The organism is Draconibacterium mangrovi, assembly GCF_010586825.1.
GTDB lineage: Bacteria > Bacteroidota > Bacteroidia > Bacteroidales > Prolixibacteraceae > Draconibacterium > Draconibacterium mangrovi.
The window spans coordinates 1-20,635 of sequence record NZ_JAAAGB010000012.1 but is presented as its reverse complement, the minus strand read 5'-3'; the positions used below and the strand labels follow the sequence as shown (position 1 = coordinate 20,635).

General features: G+C 42.8%; 16 protein-coding genes and 1 tRNA gene. 6 read left to right on the top strand and 11 right to left on the bottom strand.

Features of this window, described 5'->3' with window-relative positions; all coding sequences use genetic code 11:
* Window positions 1-213: 213 nt before the first annotated feature.
* Window positions 214-2,073 carry a (E)-4-hydroxy-3-methylbut-2-enyl-diphosphate synthase gene (ispG, locus tag G4420_RS20620; RefSeq protein WP_163325843.1) on the bottom strand — a complete coding sequence of 620 codons (1,860 nt, stop codon included), beginning with the start codon at window positions 2,071-2,073 and terminating at the stop codon, window positions 214-216.
* Between the two features lie 88 nt (window positions 2,074-2,161).
* On the opposite strand from ispG, the gene gldA reads away from it, so the two are divergent.
* The 5 genes from gldA (at window position 2,162) to G4420_RS20595 (ending at window position 6,710) form a co-directional block, all read left to right on the top strand.
* Window positions 2,162-3,076, top strand: a complete 915-nt coding sequence (gldA, locus tag G4420_RS20615; protein WP_163325842.1) for a gliding motility-associated ABC transporter ATP-binding subunit GldA — start codon at window positions 2,162-2,164, stop codon at window positions 3,074-3,076.
* An 11-nt stretch (window positions 3,077-3,087) separates the two neighbouring features.
* Complete coding sequence (locus tag G4420_RS20610; RefSeq protein WP_163325841.1) at window positions 3,088-4,095, top strand: glycosyltransferase family 2 protein; 1,008 nt, start codon at window positions 3,088-3,090, stop codon at window positions 4,093-4,095.
* A gap of 221 nt (window positions 4,096-4,316) precedes the next feature.
* Window positions 4,317-5,570 (top strand): methionine adenosyltransferase, encoded by a 1,254-nt coding sequence (gene metK, locus G4420_RS20605; protein WP_163325840.1) that lies wholly within the window; start codon window positions 4,317-4,319, stop codon window positions 5,568-5,570.
* A 151-nt stretch (window positions 5,571-5,721) separates the two neighbouring features.
* Window positions 5,722-5,794: transfer RNA gene (locus tag G4420_RS20600), tRNA-Met, on the top strand.
* Between the two features lie 118 nt (window positions 5,795-5,912).
* Window positions 5,913-6,710, top strand: a complete 798-nt coding sequence (locus G4420_RS20595; RefSeq protein WP_163325839.1) for a cation transporter — start codon at window positions 5,913-5,915, stop codon at window positions 6,708-6,710.
* A 7-nt stretch (window positions 6,711-6,717) separates the two neighbouring features.
* Here G4420_RS20595 and G4420_RS20590 read toward each other — a convergent pair whose 3' ends face one another.
* Complete coding sequence (locus G4420_RS20590; RefSeq protein WP_163325838.1) at window positions 6,718-7,545, bottom strand: hypothetical protein; 828 nt, start codon at window positions 7,543-7,545, stop codon at window positions 6,718-6,720.
* A 16-nt stretch (window positions 7,546-7,561) separates the two neighbouring features.
* Window positions 7,562-9,835, bottom strand: coding sequence for a DUF5916 domain-containing protein (locus G4420_RS20585; protein ID WP_163325837.1), 2,274 nt, complete (start codon window positions 9,833-9,835; stop codon window positions 7,562-7,564).
* A gap of 392 nt (window positions 9,836-10,227) precedes the next feature.
* On the opposite strand from G4420_RS20585, the gene G4420_RS20580 reads away from it, so the two are divergent.
* The gene (locus G4420_RS20580) at window positions 10,228-10,578 is read left to right on the top strand and encodes a hypothetical protein (protein ID WP_163325836.1); all 351 of its coding nucleotides are present in this window, start codon (window positions 10,228-10,230) and stop codon (window positions 10,576-10,578) included.
* A 215-nt stretch (window positions 10,579-10,793) separates the two neighbouring features.
* Here G4420_RS20580 and efp read toward each other — a convergent pair whose 3' ends face one another.
* From efp to G4420_RS23310, 8 genes are all read right to left on the bottom strand, one after another.
* Window positions 10,794-11,363: an elongation factor P gene (gene efp / locus G4420_RS20575; RefSeq protein WP_163325835.1), complete on the bottom strand. Its 570-nt coding sequence runs from the start codon at window positions 11,361-11,363 to the stop codon at window positions 10,794-10,796.
* A 93-nt stretch (window positions 11,364-11,456) separates the two neighbouring features.
* Window positions 11,457-12,191 (bottom strand): DUF3108 domain-containing protein, encoded by a 735-nt coding sequence (locus tag G4420_RS20570; protein WP_163325834.1) that lies wholly within the window; start codon window positions 12,189-12,191, stop codon window positions 11,457-11,459.
* Entirely contained in the window at window positions 12,188-12,901 is a 714-nt protein-coding gene (tsaB, locus tag G4420_RS20565) for a tRNA (adenosine(37)-N6)-threonylcarbamoyltransferase complex dimerization subunit type 1 TsaB (RefSeq protein WP_163325833.1), read from the bottom strand. Before tsaB ends, G4420_RS20570 begins: the two co-directional genes overlap by 4 nt.
* 33 nt (window positions 12,902-12,934) lie before the next feature.
* The gene (locus G4420_RS20560; protein WP_163325832.1) at window positions 12,935-14,584 is read right to left on the bottom strand and encodes a carbamoyltransferase C-terminal domain-containing protein; all 1,650 of its coding nucleotides are present in this window, start codon (window positions 14,582-14,584) and stop codon (window positions 12,935-12,937) included.
* Entirely contained in the window at window positions 14,584-15,579 is a 996-nt protein-coding gene (locus tag G4420_RS20555; RefSeq protein WP_163325831.1) for a DUF6427 family protein, read from the bottom strand. The genes G4420_RS20560 and G4420_RS20555 overlap by 1 nt, the downstream gene beginning before the upstream one ends.
* Before the next feature lie 96 nt (window positions 15,580-15,675).
* Window positions 15,676-16,944 carry a phosphoribosylamine--glycine ligase gene (gene purD, locus G4420_RS20550; protein ID WP_163325830.1) on the bottom strand — a complete coding sequence of 423 codons (1,269 nt, stop codon included), beginning with the start codon at window positions 16,942-16,944 and terminating at the stop codon, window positions 15,676-15,678.
* Between the two features lie 156 nt (window positions 16,945-17,100).
* Window positions 17,101-20,178: a glycosyltransferase family 117 protein gene (locus G4420_RS20545; protein WP_163325829.1), complete on the bottom strand. Its 3,078-nt coding sequence runs from the start codon at window positions 20,176-20,178 to the stop codon at window positions 17,101-17,103.
* A gap of 203 nt (window positions 20,179-20,381) precedes the next feature.
* Window positions 20,382-20,635: hypothetical protein (locus tag G4420_RS23310; protein ID WP_204273772.1), on the bottom strand; the 254-nt coding region annotated here is incomplete at its 5' end.

Sequence of the window (20,635 nt, the reverse complement as noted above, 5' to 3'; positions counted from 1 at the left end):
AATTCGTATTGAGTACGATACTCCACCAATAGAGTTTTCTCCATTTGTACTGAGTACGATGCTTCACCAACGGAGTTTTCTCCATTCGTACTGAGTACGATGCTTCACCAACAGAGTTTTCTTCAATCGTACTTAGTACGATACCAATGGAAACAAAAAAGGATCCGACCTCTAAAAAGATCGGATCCTTCTCCGTACTATGCTGTGTAATTGTTAATCTTCAGGATCTTTCCAGTCGCCGTTTTCACGAATCAGCTGCTCAAGTTCTTCCACCGCATTTTCGTATGGAATGTGGCGTTTTATAGGCTTCAAACCCTTATACAGGTTTACCTTGTTATTACCGGCTCCAACAAAACCGTAATCCACATCGCCCATCTCGCCGGGACCGTTTACCACGCAGCCCATAATACCAATTTTCAAATGGTCGAGATGTTTAAAATGTGCTTTTACGGCACGGGTTGTTTCCTGCAGGTTAAACAGGGTTCGTCCGCAACCGGGGCACGATACAAATTCGGTTTTGGTAACACGCATACGGCTGGCCTGCAGTATTCCAAAACTCAAGTCTTTCAACTCGGTGAAAGTAATATTTTCGTTATCGTTCGACAGGCAAATTCCATCGCCATAACCATCAATCAGCAAACCCCCAAGGTCGGCCGCAGCTGTTATCTGAAGATCATCCAAACGACTTTCGTTGTATCGGCGGTAAAGTACAACCGGCACTTTCCAAATGTGGGTTTCAAGCGACATAAAGAACGCTCTCAATTCGGCCATCGGGTTGGCGTTGTAGCTTTCAAGAATCAATACTGTTTTCCGGGTCTGCTTCAATTTCATGATGATCTCCGGATGCATATCCATAAAACGGTCGAATTCCGCTTTGTTGGTGCGAATAAATTTCATTCGGCCCCAGCGTGTACTTTCAAACAAGTACTCCTCAAGCGTAATTACCGGATATTCTTCGCCTTGTATGTCGAGTATTTTGTTTCCCGAAAGAAAATAATCAGGAACCAGTTTCCCGCGGATCGGAATCATTTCGCGCAAACTTCTGTCGCCCAAATCGGCAATCACCACCGGAAGTTCTTTTCCTCCCATATTCAGTACCGGGCGGGTATCGCGACGCTCGTATTCAAACGGGTTGGTTTGTGCGATCATTGGTGCCGAAATCGGCTCGTGATTCTGGTAACGTTTAAAATGATTTACCAGTTTCAGGGCCACCGGAATTTCGTTTCTCGGCGCTTCGGTTAACGAAATGCGCACGGTGTCGCCAATTCCATCGCTCAACAAAGCTCCCACTCCAACGGCCGATTTTATACGTCCGTCTTCGCCTTCGCCGGCCTCGGTAACGCCCAAATGAATTGGGAATTTCATATTCTCGAGGCGCATTTTAAAGTTCAGCAAACGAACGGTGTAAACCATTACGCGTGTATTGCTCGATTTTATCGACACCACTACGTTGTTAAAATCTTCCTTCTTACAAATGCGTAGAAATTCCATCACCGATTCGGCAATTCCGGCCGGAGTATCGCCATAGCGGCTCATTACCCTGTCGGAAAGCGATCCGTGATTGGCACCAATTCGTAATGCTGTTTTTGTATCTTTCAGCATCTGAATAAAAGGCACAAACTGCTTTTCAATTATATCAAGCTCTTTTTTGTACTCTTCGTCGGTGTAAATTTTATTTTTGAATTGCGCTCGTTTGTCGTAGAAATTTCCCGGATTGATACGCACTTTCGATACGTACTGAGCAGCAACTTCTGCCAGTTTCGGATTGAAATGTATATCAGCAATTAAAGGTGTGTTGTATCCTCTGTCGACCAATTCCTTCTTGATAACCTTAAGGCTTTCCGCATCCGACATGCCTTTTACGGTTACCCGAACATAGTCGGCTCCGGCCTTTACCACACGAATTACCTGTTCAACGGTAGCTTCGGTATCCGTAGTATTGGTATCGGTCATTGTTTGAATCCGGATAGGCTGACTACTACCAACGGGAACTCCTCCAATGTTCACTTCTATTGTTTCTTGACGTTGATAGCGGGTTAAATCTTTAATATAGTTGAAATTACGATCCTTCATCAATTAATCTGTTAAGCTGAACTGCAAATTTAAAGTAATGCTTCTAAAATAAAAAGAATCCTCTATTTTTGTTTTGCATTCTTTAATTATGATTGTTGAAACAAGGAATATCACAAAATTGTTTGGGAAACAGAAAGCACTCGATTCGATTAGTTTTACTGTAAACAAAGGCGAACTGGTTGGTTTTCTGGGGCCTAACGGAGCCGGAAAATCTACTACCATGAAAATTATTACCGGTTATCTTCCGCAAGATGATGGTGATATTTTGATCGACGGGGAGAAAGTTTCGGGGCAAAACCTCGAATATAAAAAGCAAATTGGCTATTTACCCGAGCATAATCCGCTTTACACCGACCTTTATGTGAAGGAATTTCTGGAGATAACAGCCGGTTTTTACCACCTGAAAAATAAAAAACAACGTATTGCCGAAATGATCGAGCTTACCGGGTTGGGAATCGAGCAGCACAAAAAGATACGTGCCCTGTCGAAAGGTTACCGCCAGCGTGTGGGATTGGCACAGGCCTTAATTCACGATCCGTCGATATTGATTCTGGATGAGCCAACAACCGGTCTCGACCCTAACCAGCTGGAAGAAATCAGGACATTGATCCGAGAGATCAGTAAAGAGAAAACCGTAATTCTGTCGTCGCACATTATGCAGGAGGTGGAAGCCGTATGCAATCGCGTGCTGATAATCAACAAGGGAAAAATTGTTGCCGATGGCGATATCAAGGATGTAAAAGCCGGAATCAATATTCAAAATCAAGTTGTAATTGCAGGTTTTAAAGAAAATGTTTCGGAAGAGCAGCTTTTACAAATCCCCGGCGTTAACAGCCTTACGCAAAACGAACTGGGCTGGGAAATTGAAGCCGGAGCTGAAGCCGACATCCGACAGAACATTTTTCAGTTCGCCGTTACCAATAAACTCACGCTACTTACCCTTTTTGAAAAACAACAAAACCTGGAGAACGTTTTCCATCAACTCACCCGTAATCAAACCTGAGAATTTTAGTAATGAGTAGTGAGACAAAACCTGAGCTTTCAGTTGTACTCCCCTTTTTTAATGCTGAAAAAACATTAAAAACAGCTATAAAAAGCATTTTGGATCAAACTTTTCGGGATTTTGAATTACTGCTGATCAATAATAACTCCACCGATGCAAGTCTGCAAATTGCCAAAACACTCTCCCAAGCCGATCGGCGCATTCATATTTTAAACGAAAGCAAAACTGGTGTTGCCAATGCTATGAACTGCGGATTAAAAAACGCCCGTGGCCGGTTCATTGCCCGCATGGATGCCGATGATGTTGCCCATCCTGAAAAACTGCAGAAACAATACAACTACCTCGAAAATAATCCGTCAATTGATTTTTTGGGCTGCGAAGTTGAATATGTTCCGCACATTGCCGAAAATAAAGGGTTTCGACGATTTGTTGATTGGGCAAACTCGTTTCATACACCGGAGGAAATTGAGCTGAAACAGTTTATTGAGATTCCGGTGATTAACCCGACCATCTTTTTTCGTCGCGAGTTATTTGAAAAATATGGTGGCTGTCGCGACGGTAATTTCCCCGAAGACTACGAAATGCAACTGCGTTACCTCAGCCACGGAGCAAGATTGGCCAAACTACCGGAAAAGCTGTTGGAGTGGCACGACTACTCCACCCGCTTAACCCGCACCGACGAGCGTTATTCCACCGAAGCTTTTTTCCAAACCAAAGCCTTTTATTTTAAAAAGTGGTCGGAGCAACACAATCCGTTTCACCCCAATATCTGGATTTGGGGAGCCGGGAGAAAAACCCGCCAGCGAAGCGCTTTCCTGCAAGAGCATGGGCTGAATATCGAGGGTTATATCGACATTAAAAAAACAAAACCCGACGCCCTATTCTACCAAGACCTTCCCCAACCCGGACAGTTGTTTATTGTGTCGATGGTAACCAATACCGGCGCCGGAGAAAAAATCGGGGCCTTTTTACAGGAACGGAATTATGTGGAAGGGAAAGATTTTTTGTTGATGGGCTAACTTCGTACAATTCCTTATTAAGAACAATTTTAAACAAGTTCTTTTTTATTCAAAATAAACCTATTACATTTGTCCCCGCTACGTGGAAAGATTTGAGATTGATTGCAACCACATGAAAAAAACGCTAAAACAATCGCATTTTTCAATATCAATCGAATATCCCGCAGTTTTAAAATTTAGTATTTAATGTACTGATTAACTTCAGTTTAAAAAGGGATTTTATGAATTATTTATTTACAAGCGAATCAGTATCGGAAGGCCACCCGGATAAGGTAGCCGACCAGATTTCAGATGCATTACTCGACCAGATTCTGGCTTTTGATTCGAACTCGAAAGTAGCCATTGAAACACTGGTTACAACCGGACAAGTTGTTGTTGCCGGCGAGGTAAAATCGCAGGCTTATGTTGATGTGCAGGAAATTACCCGAAACGTAATTAACCAAATTGGCTACACCAAAGCGGCCTACCGTTTTGATGGCGATTCGTGTGGTGTTTTAACCGCCATTCACGAACAAAGTGACGACATTAACCGTGGTGTTGATCGCGAAGAAAAAACCGAACAAGGCGCAGGCGACCAGGGAATGATGTTTGGATATGCCTGTAAAGACACTGAAAATTATATGCCGTTAACGCTCGATCTGTCGCACAAAATTTTGCAGGAGCTTGCCGTTATCCGCCGCGAAGGTAAGGTGATGACTTATTTGCGTCCCGACTCAAAATCGCAGGTAACGGTTGAATACAACGACTCGAACGAGCCGGTGAAAGTGCATACCATTGTGGTATCGACACAACACGATGAGTTTGATGCCGACGAACCTATGCTGGCAAAGATTAAGGATGATGTGATCAACATTCTTATTCCACGCGTAAAAGGTCAATTGTCGGAAGAAGTGCAGGCTTTGTTTGGCAACGACATTATTTACCACGTTAACCCAACAGGTAAATTTGTTATTGGCGGCCCACACGGCGATACCGGATTAACCGGACGAAAAATTATCGTTGACACATACGGTGGTCGCGGAGCCCACGGTGGTGGTGCTTTCTCGGGAAAAGATCCGTCGAAAGTTGACCGCTCGGCTGCTTATGCCTCGCGCCATATTGCTAAAAACCTGGTAGCAGCAGGTGTTGCCGACGAGATTCTTGTTCAGCTTGCCTATGCCATTGGTGTTGCCCAGCCGGTGGGTGTTTTTGTAAATACCTACGGCCGTTCGAACGTTGGTATTACCGACGGAGAAATTGCGGAAAAAGTAAAAGCTATTTTCGATCTTCGCCCGGCGGCTATTGAAGAACGACTGAAACTGCGTAACCCGATTTATTTGGAGTCGGCTGCTTATGGACACATGGGCCGCGAGCCAAAAACCATTACAAAAACTTTCGAGTCGCCATACAGTGGCAAGGTTACCTTAGAGTTAGAACTATTCACCTGGGAAAAACTCGACTTTGTTGACACGATTAAAGAGACTTTCGGACTCTAGTTCCGAGGGGTTGTTTAATATACGCCGAAAGGACGGTACTTGTGCCGTCCTTTTTTTATTCATTTTTTTTGAGAGAAGTTGCAGTTTAAAAAAAAGGTATTATATTTGCACCCGCGTTCAAGAAGACATTTCAAAAGAAATAAAGATATATTGCGGGATGGAGCAGTTGGTAGCTCGTTGGGCTCATAACCCAAAGGTCGTAGGTTCGAGTCCTGCTCCCGCTACTTAGAAGCCGGTTTTACCGGCTTTTTTTATGCCCAAAATTTTATTGAAATACGCTGCTGTTTGAATAATTACACTTTAATTTGTTACTTAGGTAAACGAAAAACTGTTCAACGCGTCATGATTAAATCAGAATACCATATTGCAAAAATGGACTGTCCTTCCGAAGAGAATATGATTCGGATGAAACTGGATGGAATTCAAGCCATAAAAAAGCTGGAGTTCGACATTGAAAGCCGGAACCTTACGGTTTTTCACTCCGAAGAAAATGAGGAAATTCTCTCGCGGTTGGAATCACTGAATTTTGGCGCAAGACTATCGGACAGCTACGCGGTGGATGAAAACGATTTTGCACCGGAAAGTTCAGAGGTGCAGTCGAAGCTGCTTTGGACAGTACTTTTAATCAATTTTGGCTTTTTCATTATTGAAATGACAACCGGGCTCATCTCCCGATCGATGGGATTGGTAGCCGACTCACTGGACATGCTTGCCGATTCGTTTGTTTACGGGCTCAGTCTTTGGGCCGTTGGTTCAACAGTTATGCGAAAGAAGAAAGTTGCACGCCTAAGTGGTTACTTTCAGCTTACACTTGCTTTGTTGGGTATTATTGAAGTGGTGAGGCGCTTTATACAATTTGAAGCCATGCCCGATTACCGAATGATGATCGGCATTTCGATTCTGGCGCTAATTGCCAACGCCGTTTGTTTACTGTTGCTTCAGAAATCGAAAAGTAAGGAAGCACATATGAAAGCAAGTATGATTTTTACCTCGAACGATGTGATTATTAACAGCGGCGTGATTTTGGCCGGTGTACTGGTATTGGTAACGCAATCGAAATATCCCGATTTAATTATCGGCTCAATCGTATTTCTGATTGTTGTAAGAGGTGCGATACGGATACTAAAATTGGGCAAATAATCCCAGTTTATTTTACCACATAATCAATTAAATCCCACAGCTCTACACGATCGATGATCCTTGCTTCGTTTGTTTTTTTCATCATTTCGTTAAAATCCTCTTCAGGATGTATCGCTTTAAACGATTCAGCAAAACTAAGTTCGAGAACGTAGGAATAATCCGAAAAAGTATTCATTGTAACAAACTGATACGGTCTGCTGGCTCCACGCGGAAATATCACCTCCCAAAGTCCCCAGCCAACAGTTTTCCCCGAGCGTATCGACTCCTCGTGAATCGGCATCCAAACCTCTTTCTCCAGCGCTTCATATTCCGAACCTTTTCCGGGTTCCACTTTCATATAATTCACCTGAATGTAATGAGCCGGATCAGCAAAAGGAATGGACGGAATGGCCGCCACACCCTTATACAACTCCGACCGAACAATTTCGCGGGTCTTGTTGGTGCGATCAAGTATTTCGTTTAAACCCATATTAGGATGAACCTTTGCAGGAATTTCAGCATTCCAGGGATTTTCCAGTGTTTCCGGATCGTTATAAGTGGTAATTGCCACATAATTGTAACTGTTTGCCGCACCTGTAAATTCAACCGCATATAAAGTCCAGCTAACAATTATCCCCTGGTTTATTCTTTCCTGATGCATGGGTTTCCATATTTTCTGCTCCACCTCGAGGTATTTCAGGTGATTTTCAGGTTTCACCTTAAAGTACTCAACCACCACATACACCTGATCAGCAGACTTTGCCGGTGCCGATGCACAAACAAACAGACTACAGAAAACAACTGCCGAAACAAATAATTTAAGCCGGGCGTAACGTGATAATTGTTTATTTTTCATGGAAGTATGCTTTTTGTTAAAGATTAATCCAGTACGACATTTTTAAAATCAGTCCCCTGTTCTTAGAAACCATTCCATCGGGCAAAAAGTTCTCGGTGTAAACAAGGAATAAATCGGAAACGGGAGCAAACCGCCATTGTAACCTCGAGTTGATGTTAACATTATCGGCCTGTTCGTTATATTGAATAAAATTGGTCCAGAAGATTTTCTCGGTGAATGTCAGATCAATTCGAGGCCCTACCAGCCAAAACGCTCCACTTGGGTAGGGATCAGGCAAGTCTATTTTGTTATAGGTGTAATTCATTGCCAAACTAAAAATGGGCTTGATCCGGTAACGAAAAGTTCCCGATACATTTGTTGCATTTCCATTGTAAAAACCTCCATATCCCGCGCGGATATCGAATGAAAAATCCTTTCTGAGATTTGAAGAATAACTGGCATTTATCCCATTCCAGGTATATTCAGTACCCGCTGGCAAAGGTTCCGTTCCCTCCTCAAATTGCCAGGTTGGATCAAATTCTTCAAACAATTTTACGTAAGTATTTTGCCACTCAACATTTATTCGGCTGGAATTCAAAAAGTTTATACCGTAACCCGTTTCCATTTCTTTGTCGGTAAATTCCCAATTCGTGTCGAGGTAGTAATTCGACCTGAAACTTGGGCCGTGTGTACTAATTGTTTTGCTCTCGGGGTAAAAATTGTAGCGCACAAAAGGGCCAAAGGTAAAATAGCCGGTACGCGGGAAGAAACCCATTTCGGCATTAAAGTTTTCGGCAACATACTCATGCGTCCAGAATGCCATAATTTTTCGGGTGTTATATCGAACACTTGTTCCGTGCGCCCAGTGTTTTGAGGTATGAACAGGATCATCAGAATTAAAATAGTAGAAACTGCCATCCCATTTATCATCGGCCGACATTAAGTTGTATTGCAAGCCATAAACGCGGTTGTACTCGTTTTGTGTTCCGAACTCAAATCCGTCATCCTTATCTTTCGAGAAATTAATGCCCTGTTTCATGGCAACGATAGCCGATATATTGGATCGCCCGAAAACCTGTTTTCTAAACGTCGCAACGGTATAATTATAAGCCGGTGTATCATCAAAGCCATCATTCATCTGGTGTTTGGTTTGGGCATTTAATAACCCCACGCGCAGTCCATCTCCCACCTGGCCGCTTAAACGTGCTCCAAAAATCATAGGCGACAACAAACCAATACGGCGTGAAAAAAACACCTGCGACTGGCGGAACCCAAAATCGCTGAAAAGGTCGCTGTTTTCGATAAAGAACTGGCGCCGCTCAGGATAAAACAGCTCGAAACGCGTTACATTGGTTTGCTGACGGTCGACTTCAACTGTTGAGAAATCGGGATTTAAAGTCAGGTCGAGATTTAAAGAAGTTGACAAGGCCACTTTCCCGTCGAAACCTGCATTCCAGTCCCAGCCAATATTATTATTTAAGGAAAGATCTTTCTGAGTAGCAGAACCCGAAACATAAGGAATAATACTAATGTTGGAGCCGGCTTCAGGCGGTGTACCGTCCCATTTCAGCTCTCCTGAATACGTTAATGATGTTGGCTGGTATTGCCTTTTCACCGTGGTCCAGGTAGAGCGTTCGTTTCTTTTCAAATCATTTCTTACAAACTGTATATTCCAGTTGCTGATATCATCGGCGTACCGAATCGATTTAAACGGAATTTTTATTTCTGCGGTCCATCCCTCTTCCGTTTTTTTTGTTTTCGAATACCACACGTTATCCCACGAATCGGAAACAGCCATAAAACCGCCGCCGCCACCGGTAACTACACCTTCCATTTGTACCCCCAAAGGTGTAATGGTAAAAGCATAACCATTTGTAAGGTCGTCGAAAGGATCGATAACCAACATTAAATAGTCGTTGTTTCGTTCCTGGTAATCCCTTCGCAACGACTCCACAATGTAATTTCCCGGCAACTCGTCGAAACAGGTTACCCCCACATACAGGTTATTATCGTCGTAAAGTATACTGGCTTCGGTTTTCGAAAATGCCGTTGTGTCGTCCATCGGGTACTGCCTGTGAAAATCCTTTGCTTTGTCTGCTGTTTGCCACACCGCTTCATCAAGTATCCCGTCAATGGTAATATTCGCTTCGGTTTTTGTGATTTCAAGGGTCTTCTCCGGAATCCGTTTTCCCTTTGTTCGTGAAATTAGTGATAGTTCAAATCGGTCTTGTGCACTTCCTTCGAAAATCGAGATCATCCCCAATAATAGAATAAGCAATCCGCCTAATCCATAGGTCTTAGTTCGGTTCATTTGGTTTTTTTAGATAGGAAGCTGTTAGGTTACTTCCTGTTTATTTTCAAAAAATTTAGTTTCGGCTTAACCGCTACACATTTATATATACTTATATAAATGAACATAGGAGTTAGATTACCAAAATATCAGAAGGTTTAATTAAATCATAATTGAAACGACGAATAAAAGATTCAACGGGATGAATCGTCTCATTCAAGAGTCGTAAGCAAGCGAGTTGCCAATTTTTATAGTCTGAAATATCAGTCATTTACGCCAAATCTGTATCAATCCATTCCCTTACAAACCGAATAAAATACCAATCCGTCGATAAAATCGCCCGGTTCTTCTATTTCATTTTAACAGCTGCAGTTTGGCACTTAGATTTGAATCAAATTAAAAAAGCAATCGACATGAAAACAAAAATTAAACAAGTTACAGCAGCAACATTAATCGTTCTTTCTTTAATGGTAATCGGAATAAATGCATCGGCAACAAAACTTACGGGTTGCAGAATCGTTGAATCATCGCTTGAGTTAGAAGACTGGATGACCGATGAAACATTTTGGAGCACCGCAAGTGTATTTGTACAGGTAACTGATGACAATTTGGTAATTGAAGACTGGATGACCAGTGAAAATACCTGGTTGGTGGTTGAAAAAGCAATTGAACCAGAATTGGCACTTGAAAGCTGGATGATCGATACAGAAAACTGGAATGTGGATGAGCCAGCACTGGCATTGGAGGTGCTAACGAAAAAGTAGTATACATAATAAAAGTATTCCGGCCTATTACCGGCCGGAACACTCTCCCTAACCAAACAGGGTTTACTATGAAAAAAATTGCCTACAAAGCCTTTGCCGTGTAGCTCTTGTTATACGAGTTAAGCTGGCATAAAGTTGTCGCTCTCCTTTCATTTAAAACGAAAAAGCGGGCACTGGAAATCCAGAGCCCGCTTTTTTATTTAGCGTAAATTTGTTTACTGTTTTACACGCTCGCTGTACGAACGGTCGGCAGTACTTACACGAATTACATCGCCTTCGTTAATAAACATTGGCACCATTACCTCAGCACCTGTTTCAACAGTTGCCGGTTTTAAGGCTGTTGAGCTGGCAGTATTACCTTTTTCGCCTACAATTGTTTGAGTTACAGTCAACTCAACTTTGTCGGGCATTTCTGCTGTTAAAGGCAATTCTTCTTCGGCATGAAACTGAATTTCAATTAGCTGTCCCTCTTTCATCAGGTCGTTGTTTTCGACCATCGAATCAGGAATGGAAATCTGCTCGTAAGTTTCAGTATTCATTACATTTAATCCCATCTCATCGCGATACAGGAACTGGTACTGACGACGCTCAACACGAACATCATCAACTTTAACACCTGAGTTAAATGTATTTTCAATTACCCTTCCGGTTTTTACATTTTTAAGTTTTGTACGTACGAAAGCGGGACCTTTTCCCGGTTTTACGTGAAGGAATGATACAATGGTGTAAATATCACCTTTGAACAAAAAGCACATTCCGTTTTTAAAATCTGCTGTAGAAGCCATGATAAATTAATTTCTTTTTATATGCGGTGCAAAAATAATTAAATCCGTTAAAAATCAAGCATTTCTAAACGCTTTTACTCAAAAACCGAAAATCTACTTTAAACTTTGTTCTACGCCATTAATTTTATAATGTTTTATAACGGCCTTAAGCGAACCTACCTGCATGTCGAATTCAATGTAAACCGGCACCTTTTCATCTTTTGCCAGGTAAAACCGCACTCCGTCCGATTTTTCAAGCACTTTTCCTTTCTGTACCGTTGGTGTTAACACATGGCAATCCACCGTTCCAACATCGGTTTTTACCTTTTCGTCGCGCAAATACTGTATCGATATATCCGATATTTTATCAGCATTAATAGTAGGATAAACAACTGCATCGCCGGGTTGAAGATTCTCGAATGGATTTTTGTGCACAAAATAAAAGAACACCGAAACCAGATCGAGCAAATCATTAGGAACGGCACGCCATCCACTGCGGCTGCTGTTTATCGAATCAACATCGTGGTAAAAAAACGTCTCTGTGTAACGGCGGTAGTTTCCTTCTTTTACATTTCGGATTGTTTTTACCGGAAGGCGCGTTTCTGCATCCACATAGGTTTCGTAAATATCATAAACGCCATAAAGTTTATTGGCCAAACCTGTTGTTTTTCCCATTACGTGGTAATGAATGGCGGGCCGGTTGTTAAAAACCGTATCACTGATCGTCATTTCGGCTTCGCCACCTTTTACGAAACTAAATTTCAGGTTAAACTTTATTGAAATATCCTCGGCACTTGTTGTTTGAGTTGCCAGGAAGAAAACGATCAGTATGGAGAATAACTTGTTCATTTTAATACTTTGTTTTTTGGAATGGTTGCAACAAAATCCTTTAAATAAAAAGGCTCGAAATAAGCAACGTCTTCAAATTCATTTTTGTTGTACTTAATTTCTGCCAGATTTTGCATAAATCGTGCCGTTGTTTTGTCGGGCCCGTTAAACAAGGCATTTGCGTGCGTTATTTTTTCGCGGCATTTATCGGCACCATTACCAAAAAACAATATTTCTTTTGTTTGAAGATGATCTGTAAATGAGTTTTCATCAATAATTTCAGCAGTAATTTCGCTTATTGCCTTTCCTCCTTTTTCGAAAAGAGCAGTGTACACTTCCATACGGCGGGCGTCAATCATCGGGCAAAACAACAGCTCTTCACCATCAGCAGCGTTGTAAAATTCGCCGGCATTTTCGGCCACGTAATGCCCCATTGCTTCTATCGAACCAATACCAATAAGCGGTTTACCCAATCCGTAACACAGCCCTTTTGCCACCGAAACACCAATACGTAAGCCGGTGTACGAACCAGGCCCTTTACTTACAGCCACCGCATCAATATTATGGATATCGAAATTGTTCTCGTTAAAAAGCTCTTCAATAAAAACGGTAAGCAATTTCGAGTGATTTAATCCCTCGGTACTCTCCTTTTGGTAAAGTGTTCTACCGTTTTCTGCCAGCGTAACCGAACAAACTTCGGTTGATGTTTCGATATTTAGAATAATTGCCATTTGAATCCTTTTAACAATTTAATGCAAAAATAGTTAAAGCCCGAGAAACTTTCCGTTTAAGACCAAACCATCGAGTTGCATTTTTTTTGCCGATTGCAATGCATCCTCTTCGGTATGAACGATGGGTTCGCCACCTGCATTAAACGAGGTATTTATGAGTGCTTTTATGTCGTGCTTTTCATCCAGTTGTTTCAGCAAGGCAAACAAAAACGGGTTATCCAATTCTTCTGAAATACTTTGAAAACGGGCAGTTCCGTCGGCATGAATAGCTCCGGCTATTTCCTGTTGTTTTTCGGGAAGAACAGCAAAATCAAGCAGCATAAATTTCGACAACGGATGAACCTCCTGCAGGCCGGTAAAGTATTTTACATTTTTTTCCAAAGCCACCGGTGCCAACGGACGATACCATTCGCGGCCTTTTTTCTCCATGCTCAGTTTTTTCGACAATTCTTTCGATCCGGCAAAAGCTAAAATACTGCGGTTGCCCAAAGCACGCGGCCCGGCTTCGCCAAAGTTATTGCAAATCCCAATCAGCTTTTTAGCAGCCAGTTGTTCGGCTACTTCGTTTATGGTTTCTTCCGAGAAATCGGCTTTATAATTTTCAATTCCCCAATTGTTTAAATAAGCTGAATGAACCTCAACGTTCCCGTGTTTTTCCCACTCGGCAAAAGCAGCAGCTCCCAAAGCTAATCCGGAGTCTTCGGTACACGGCGGGATAAAAACCTGCCTGAACATTCCGCTGTTTACAATACGGGTGTTGGCTACAATATTTAAAGCCGATCCGCCGGTATAGTACAAATTTTCAGCGCCGGTTTTTTGCTGCAACATTTGCAGCCTTTTCAATATTTCCTGAACGAAAAGTTCCTGCAGCGTAGCAGCTACATCCTGAATAAAGGGATTTTTCTGATTAAACGATTTCAGATCGACTCCCCAGTCCTTTTTGGCAGCCTCGAAAAACACCGAAGTTCTGCCCCAAATATCCTGGAAGAAATTGTTACTTTTCAGCCAGTCGCCCAACTCGAGGCGGTAGTTTCCAAGGCCTGAAAATCCCATAAATTTCCCGGGAACGGCATTTTGTTCGGGCAGCTTTGCCCCGATTATAGCAAACACCAGCGCATTGGCATTAAACAGGGTTGAGTAGGGTTTTAAATCCCAGTGATATTCGAGCCACTCCAACTGATTATTCTTGTATACTGCAGCCGAAAAATTGCTTAAACTGGCACCGCCATCAAAATGAACGAGCAGGCTGTTATTCTGCAGGTTTCCGTAAAATGGCAGGCACGAGAACATATGCGCCAACTCGTGGTTCAACACCCACGCTTCTTTTTCTTCGCCAAACCACCAGCATTTTCCTTTTTCCAGGCCAGTGGATAATTCGTGGTTTAACGGCGCTTCAAAACGCACTTCGCCACTTTGCAGCAAAAAGGTGCGCCCCACCACATTATCAACAAAAACAAGGTCGTAATTTTTGCCCAGCAGTTTTTTTCCTTTTAAAATCGATTTCAGATGAATATGAAGCGAATTATCTCGTTTGCGGCGCGAAATCCTTTCCTGCTGCAGGAACCACTCCACTTTCCCGTTTTGCATGAAGGCCATATTATGGTCATGCACATAAAACGGATGTTCATAATCAGACCGATCCTGAATACCATAAATCGCTAGAGTTGGTTTGTTCCTGTTCATTAGAATAAATCGAAGGAGAACTGCATGGAAACAACAATAAGCAATAAAAGAATAAAAAGTAACTCGCTCCAGAAGCGGCTTTTCATAAACACAAAATAGTTAGCAATGAGAAAGGTAACGGGAATTGCGGTAATAACCAGCATTTCCTGCGAGGTTACCGGGTTTAAGGCAAATCCTGCCAGCGAAAAGATAAAGATCCAGAAAAAGACAGTGAAGTATTTTCGCGAGCTGATCTTTTTCGTATCGTATTGCCCAAACATTCCAATACTTCCGGCAACAGTATATAAGATTAGCGCTACCAGGTATACCTGTAAGGGAATATTTGAGCGGAAATGATTAACGGGCGTAACAATACTTTCTTTCATCATATTCAGTACCTCGGGCAAGCTGTCGGTTAACACAGCATAAGCTGCGGCGAAAGCAAATGGAAGCACAAATCCCAGGAGCAAGGTGGTAAATTCGCGCCACCCTACTTCGCGCCCCAGCAAGGCTATTCCTACAATAAAAGCAGGTACCAGAACTGTAACATCCAGGTAAAAGAGTGCTCCCACCCCCAGCAAAAAACCAACATCGAAGGTAGAAGCGTAGGCTTTTTTCGTTTCAAAAATGCCAAACAGCCGGTAAACGGCAAGCAGCATAAATAAAGCGCCAAAATAAACCGGGTGTAAAGTATGCATCGGCACAAAACCACCTACAATAACCACAAACAGCAAAGCAGGCAGTTTACTTTTGATGCGGATGAACATGTACCGGTCGTTTACCAATTGCATGGTGTAGGCCAGCAATATGGCCATAACGATTCCGATAATAACCTGCACCAGCGGTTTGTCGTCAACCAGTTGATAAATGAAATTAAAAAGTATGTTCTGATCTTCGCCAGGAAAATAGTTATAAGCAAACGGGTGCTGCAAACTCTTTATCCATAGTGCAATTGTTACCAAAGGCACCAGGAACAAACTTACAGAACTGTTTAACTTTAACTTTTGTAATATCATGCCATTTTGCTTCTCAACAATTCAGGGTTTCCGGGACTCCGGACTTTGGTCCTCTCTTAAAAACGACCAAAGTCCGGGATCCTTTTTCAGAAATGATTACAGATCGAATCCCAGGTCTTTACGGTAATATTTCCCTTCGAATTCGATATGTGCGGCGTTTTTAAATGAAGTGGCCAGTGCATCGTTCATATCCGTTCCGTACGAACTTACCGAAATCACACGGCCTCCGGCTGTAACCACATCGTCGCCTGCCTGTTTTGTTCCTGCATGAAAAACAAGACTGTCAGTTACCTTTTCAGTTCCGGTAATTACTTTTCCTTTTTCGTAATCTCCCGGATATCCACCTGAAACCAGCATTACAGTAACGGCAGCACGCTCGTCGAATTCAATCTCTTTTTCGCCAAGTGTTCCGGTGGCAGCTCCGTCGAGCAGCTCAACAAAATCGGATTTTACACGCAACATAACCGCTTCGGTCTCCGGGTCGCCCATACGAACATTGTACTCAATTACATACGGCTCGTTGTTTACATTTATCAGTCCGAAAAAGATAAATCCACAGTAGTCGATTCCATCTTTCGCCAAACCTGAAACCGTAGGAGCAATGATCCTTTGCTCCACTTTTTCCATGAATACGGCATCAACAAACGGTACCGGTGTAATGGCACCCATTCCGCCTGTATTTAAGCCGGTGTCGCCTTCGCCAATTCGTTTATAATCTTTTGCTTCAGGAAGAATTTTATAGTCTTTTCCATCGGTAAGAACAAATACCGAAACTTCCACACCACTCAAAAATTCCTCGATTACCACTTTGCTGCTGGCCTCGCCAAACTGCCCGTCGAGCATTTCATTCAGTGAGCTTTGTGCCTCTTCCAGCGAGTCGATGATCAGCACCCCTTTACCGGCAGCCAAACCATCAGCTTTAAGCACATACGGCGATTTCATGGTAGTCAGGAATTCAACTCCTTTTTCCAGATTATCGGCAGTTACCGTAAAATATTTTGCAGTAGGAATGTCGTGACGAGCCATAAAAGCTTTGGCAAAGTCCTTACTTCCTTCCAGTTCGGCACCGGCTTTTTTCGGGCCAACAACTTTTACCGATGCCAGTTCAGGATCAGCAGCAAAAAAATCGTGCAATCCTTCAACCAAAGGCACTTCCGGGCCCACTAACATCAGGTCGATGTTGTTTTCGAGCACTAGTGTTTTTATTTTCTGAAAATCAGAAACACCTGCATCCAGGTTGGTTCCCAATTCAGATGTACCGGCATTTCCCGGTGCAAAAAACAAATTATCTACTTTTTCGCTTTGTTTAATTTTCCATCCCAAAGCGTGCTCTCTTCCTCCCGAGCCTACAATCAAAATATTCATCAGTATGTTGCTTTTAATTTTTTACTATTTATACCGATTTAATATCGAAATGAGCCTTTAGTTCGCAAACTCCTAAAGTCTCTTTCGTTTATTATCGGCATTAATCATTGTAATCTCAACGTATCGCTTAAAGCTCACGTTGAAATACAATTGGTATTACATGTTGCCATATCGTTCGAAATAGCTTTGCAGGCTTCCGCCAATTTGTTCTGCCAGTTCGCTGTTACCCGCACTTGCTGCTGTACGTTGCAGCTGCTGCAAATAGAACAGTTTGCGCTGAATCTCTTCAACAATACCAGCCATATATTTAGGCTGTAACGAAAAATAATAATTCAGCTCGTCGTTGAATACGCCATATGCGGTTTCAATCATTTCAAGACCTTTATCTTTTGCACCGGCCTTGATATAACCGTCGGCCAGTTCCAGGGCAAAATATTCGTAAGGAATAATGCTGTTTGGCAACAACTCGTTGCACCGGTCGATAACTGCAATGGCCGAATCTTTTTTACCTTCCTCAACCAATGCCGATGCCAGTCGGTTAAAACTGTTCCGGATGTTGGTCATCATGCGGGTATTCGTTTCGTCGAGATATACATTAGGATCGTTCATGTTACCCCACTCGAAGTTGTTCATCAGGTTATCGTACATCGCAGATGTATTCACCCGGCCAAACTGCAATTGCTGCGGATTACTCTGGGTTTTTATCGGAACCAAACGGTAGGCAAAACCTTCCACCTGGAAATAATCACTAAGATTCAGGTATTTGCTGCGGCCAACGGTAATCGACCAGTAGATAGGTCGTTCCCAGTTGTTGGTTGCCAGCATATCGAGCACCATCATTTCATCTTTCGATAACATACTTTTGCCCGACAAATCGATAACGATCTCGTCAACAATTTTGTCGTAATCTTCCGGAGCAACCACTTTATTTCTGATCACAGCTTCCTTATCCACCTTAAAGTGAAGTTTCTTTTTCGGAAGATAAGCTGCATTGTCGGCCTGCTGCAGTTTGGTAGCCGGGTCATCATTGGCAATCCAATCAATGCCCTGCTTTAATCCAACAAAATCACGCTTGAAGCGTGGATCATCAACAATGTAAACCGCATCGCGGGTTCCCAACAGATACTGATCGGGCTTTAACGTAAAATCGATTGGCTCCGAATCGTAAGCTTGTCGGCGCATCTGATCGATATACCAATCGGTTTGCAGATAACTTAAGTTACACACACGGACGTCGGTCCGAACACCTTCCACCTCCTGGTTGTACCACAGCGGAAAGGTATCGTTATCGCCATTGGTGAAGATCACCGCATTGGGCTGGCATGTTTTCAGGTAATTGGCACCAAAATCGCGGGCAGTATAACGTCCCGAACGATCGTGGTCATCCCAGTTTTGGGCTCCCATAATTCCGGGAACCAGAATCAGCGTTACCAGTCCGGCAATTCCTCCGGCAAGCGTTTCAGGAATGTATTTTTTCAATGTTTCGGAAATGGCCAGCACTCCCAAACCAATCCAGATTGCAAAGGCGTAGAACGAACCGGCATACGCATAATCGCGTTCGCGCGGCTGGTGCGGATACTGGTTCAGATAAATTACAATGGCCAAACCGGTTAATACAAACAACAGGAATACCACCCAAAGTCCTTTCCGGCCTTCTTTACCACGGTTATACTGGAAAAATATACCCAGTATTCCGAGCAGTAAGGGCAGGAAGAAATAGGTGTTTCGGGCTTTGTTATTGGCCAGTTCTGCAGGTAAATTATCCTGATTGCCCAAACGTGCTTCATCAAGAAATTTTATACCACTCAACCAGTTTCCGTAGAGTATATCTCCGTGTCCCTGAATGTCGTTTTGGCGCCCTACAAAGTTCCACATAAAGTAGCGCCAGTACATATGATTTACCTGGTAACGAAAGAAAAACCGCAGGTTCTCGCCCATGGTTGGTTTTACAATGGTTTCCACCTCGCCACGTTCGTTGCGGAACTGAATACGTGTACCTTTTATTTGTGCCCACTGCTGATAATCCTGCTCGTGTTGTGGATCCATATTGCTCCACATACGTGGGAAAACGGTGGTAAATCTCTCGTCGTAATTCGGATTAAAACGATGGTAAGTAATTTCATATCTTCCGTCGACCTGCGAATAAACCGGACTTCCTTCGGTAAAACGATCGCCCACCTTGTAAGGCGAATTGTAATACTGTCCGCTAAACAACGGACGCGATCCGTATTGTTCGCGGTTAAGGTAGCCCAACAGCGAGAAAGTATCGTTCGGACTATTCTGATCCATTGGCGGCTGAGCCGATGAACGAATAATAATTATGGCAAACGATGAGTAACCGATAAGAATTACGGCAACACCCAGCAACACGGTGTTCCAAACCACTTTTTGTTTTTTGTGCGTGTAGTAAATTCCAAAAGCTATGGCAGCAATTACCAGCACAACATAAAAGAAAACGCCTGAGTGATAAGGCAAACCAAAGCCGTTAACAAACATCAGTTCGAACCACGATGCAATGGTTACAAATCCCGGAATAATACCGTACATTATCGCTCCCAGCAACACCACAGAAGCCACCAAAGCCCAGATAATGCCGTTGCGGGTTACTTCATATTTTCTGAAATAATAAACAAAAACAATGGCCGGAATTGCCAGCAGGTTCAGCAAGTGAACCCCAATTGACAGGCCAATTACATAAGCAATAAATATCAGCCAGCGGTTGGCATATTTTTCGTCGGCAACGTTTTCCCATTTTAAAATGGCCCAGAATACCACTGCCGTTAACAACGACGAGCTGGCGTAAACTTCGCCTTCAACAGCCGAAAACCAAAAGGTATCGGAGAATGTGTAAGCCAGCGCTCCCACCAAACCGGCTGCGCAAATTGAGATGGTTTGCCCCAGTGAAATCTCTTCGGCTTTTACCATTATCTTTTTTGCCAGATGGGTGATGGTCCAAAACAGGAACATAATGGTTCCGGCACTGGCCAGTGCTGAAAGCACATTTACCATTTTTGCGGCGCCTTCAGGGCCTGCAAATAGCGTGAAGAAGCGGCCAACGATCATAAAAATCGGTGCCCCCGGCGGGTGACCTACTTCAAATTTAAAAGCTGTTGTAATAAATTCGCCACAGTCCCAAAAACTTACAGTGGGTTCAATGGTCATTAAATAAACAATGGCTGCAATTAAAAAACTAACCCAGCCAAAGACGATATTAAACAATCTGTATTGCTTCATTTTCAAGTGATTTCTGAAAGCGTAAATGTTCGAAATTTTTAATAGTTGCGAAGATAAGGCTTTTGCTGAAAACTCAGAGAACAGTACATTAGAATTAAATCTTATTAACGTGAAATGTAGCCAACAACTATAGGCCAACAAGTGCAGAAGGGGGCATTTTTTTGCAAATTCATTACCTTTTGTAATTAGAAGCGGGCATTTTTTCAAAAATATATGGTCTTCTGTATGCGGAAGGGGCCATTTTTGTGTAAAAGTACTGCCTTCTGTATGCGGAAGAGGGCATTTTTGTGTAAAAGTACTGCCTTCTGTATGCGGAAGGGGTCATTTTTGTTTAAAAGTATTGCCTTCTGCATGCGGAAGAGGGCATTTTTGTTTAAAAGCACTGCCTTCTGTATGCGGAAGGGGCCATTTTTGTGTAAAAGTATTGCCTTCTGTATGCAGAAGGGGCCATTTTTGT

What these genes read in the sequence shown, in the direction of transcription:
- gldA (WP_163325842.1), top strand. Translation starts at nt 2,162, where the DNA reads ATGATTGTTGAAACAAGGAATATCACAAAATTGTTTGGGAAACAGAAA.
- G4420_RS20570 (WP_163325834.1), bottom strand. Translation starts at nt 12,191, where the DNA reads ATGAACAAGTTATTCTCCATACTGATCGTTTTCTTCCTGGCAACTCAA.
- G4420_RS20610 (WP_163325841.1), top strand. Translation starts at nt 3,088, where the DNA reads ATGAGTAGTGAGACAAAACCTGAGCTTTCAGTTGTACTCCCCTTTTTT.
- tsaB (WP_163325833.1), bottom strand. Translation starts at nt 12,901, where the DNA reads ATGGCAATTATTCTAAATATCGAAACATCAACCGAAGTTTGTTCGGTT.
- G4420_RS20595 (WP_163325839.1), top strand. Translation starts at nt 5,913, where the DNA reads ATGATTAAATCAGAATACCATATTGCAAAAATGGACTGTCCTTCCGAA.
- ispG (WP_163325843.1), bottom strand. Translation starts at nt 2,073, where the DNA reads ATGAAGGATCGTAATTTCAACTATATTAAAGATTTAACCCGCTATCAA.
- G4420_RS20555 (WP_163325831.1), bottom strand. Translation starts at nt 15,579, where the DNA reads ATGATATTACAAAAGTTAAAGTTAAACAGTTCTGTAAGTTTGTTCCTG.
- efp (WP_163325835.1), bottom strand. Translation starts at nt 11,363, where the DNA reads ATGGCTTCTACAGCAGATTTTAAAAACGGAATGTGCTTTTTGTTCAAA.
- G4420_RS20590 (WP_163325838.1), bottom strand. Translation starts at nt 7,545, where the DNA reads ATGAAAAATAAACAATTATCACGTTACGCCCGGCTTAAATTATTTGTT.
- G4420_RS20580 (WP_163325836.1), top strand. Translation starts at nt 10,228, where the DNA reads ATGAAAACAAAAATTAAACAAGTTACAGCAGCAACATTAATCGTTCTT.
- metK (WP_163325840.1), top strand. Translation starts at nt 4,317, where the DNA reads ATGAATTATTTATTTACAAGCGAATCAGTATCGGAAGGCCACCCGGAT.
- G4420_RS20560 (WP_163325832.1), bottom strand. Translation starts at nt 14,584, where the DNA reads ATGAACAGGAACAAACCAACTCTAGCGATTTATGGTATTCAGGATCGG.
- G4420_RS20545 (WP_163325829.1), bottom strand. Translation starts at nt 20,178, where the DNA reads ATGAAGCAATACAGATTGTTTAATATCGTCTTTGGCTGGGTTAGTTTT.
- G4420_RS20585 (WP_163325837.1), bottom strand. Translation starts at nt 9,835, where the DNA reads ATGAACCGAACTAAGACCTATGGATTAGGCGGATTGCTTATTCTATTA.
- purD (WP_163325830.1), bottom strand. Translation starts at nt 16,944, where the DNA reads ATGAATATTTTGATTGTAGGCTCGGGAGGAAGAGAGCACGCTTTGGGA.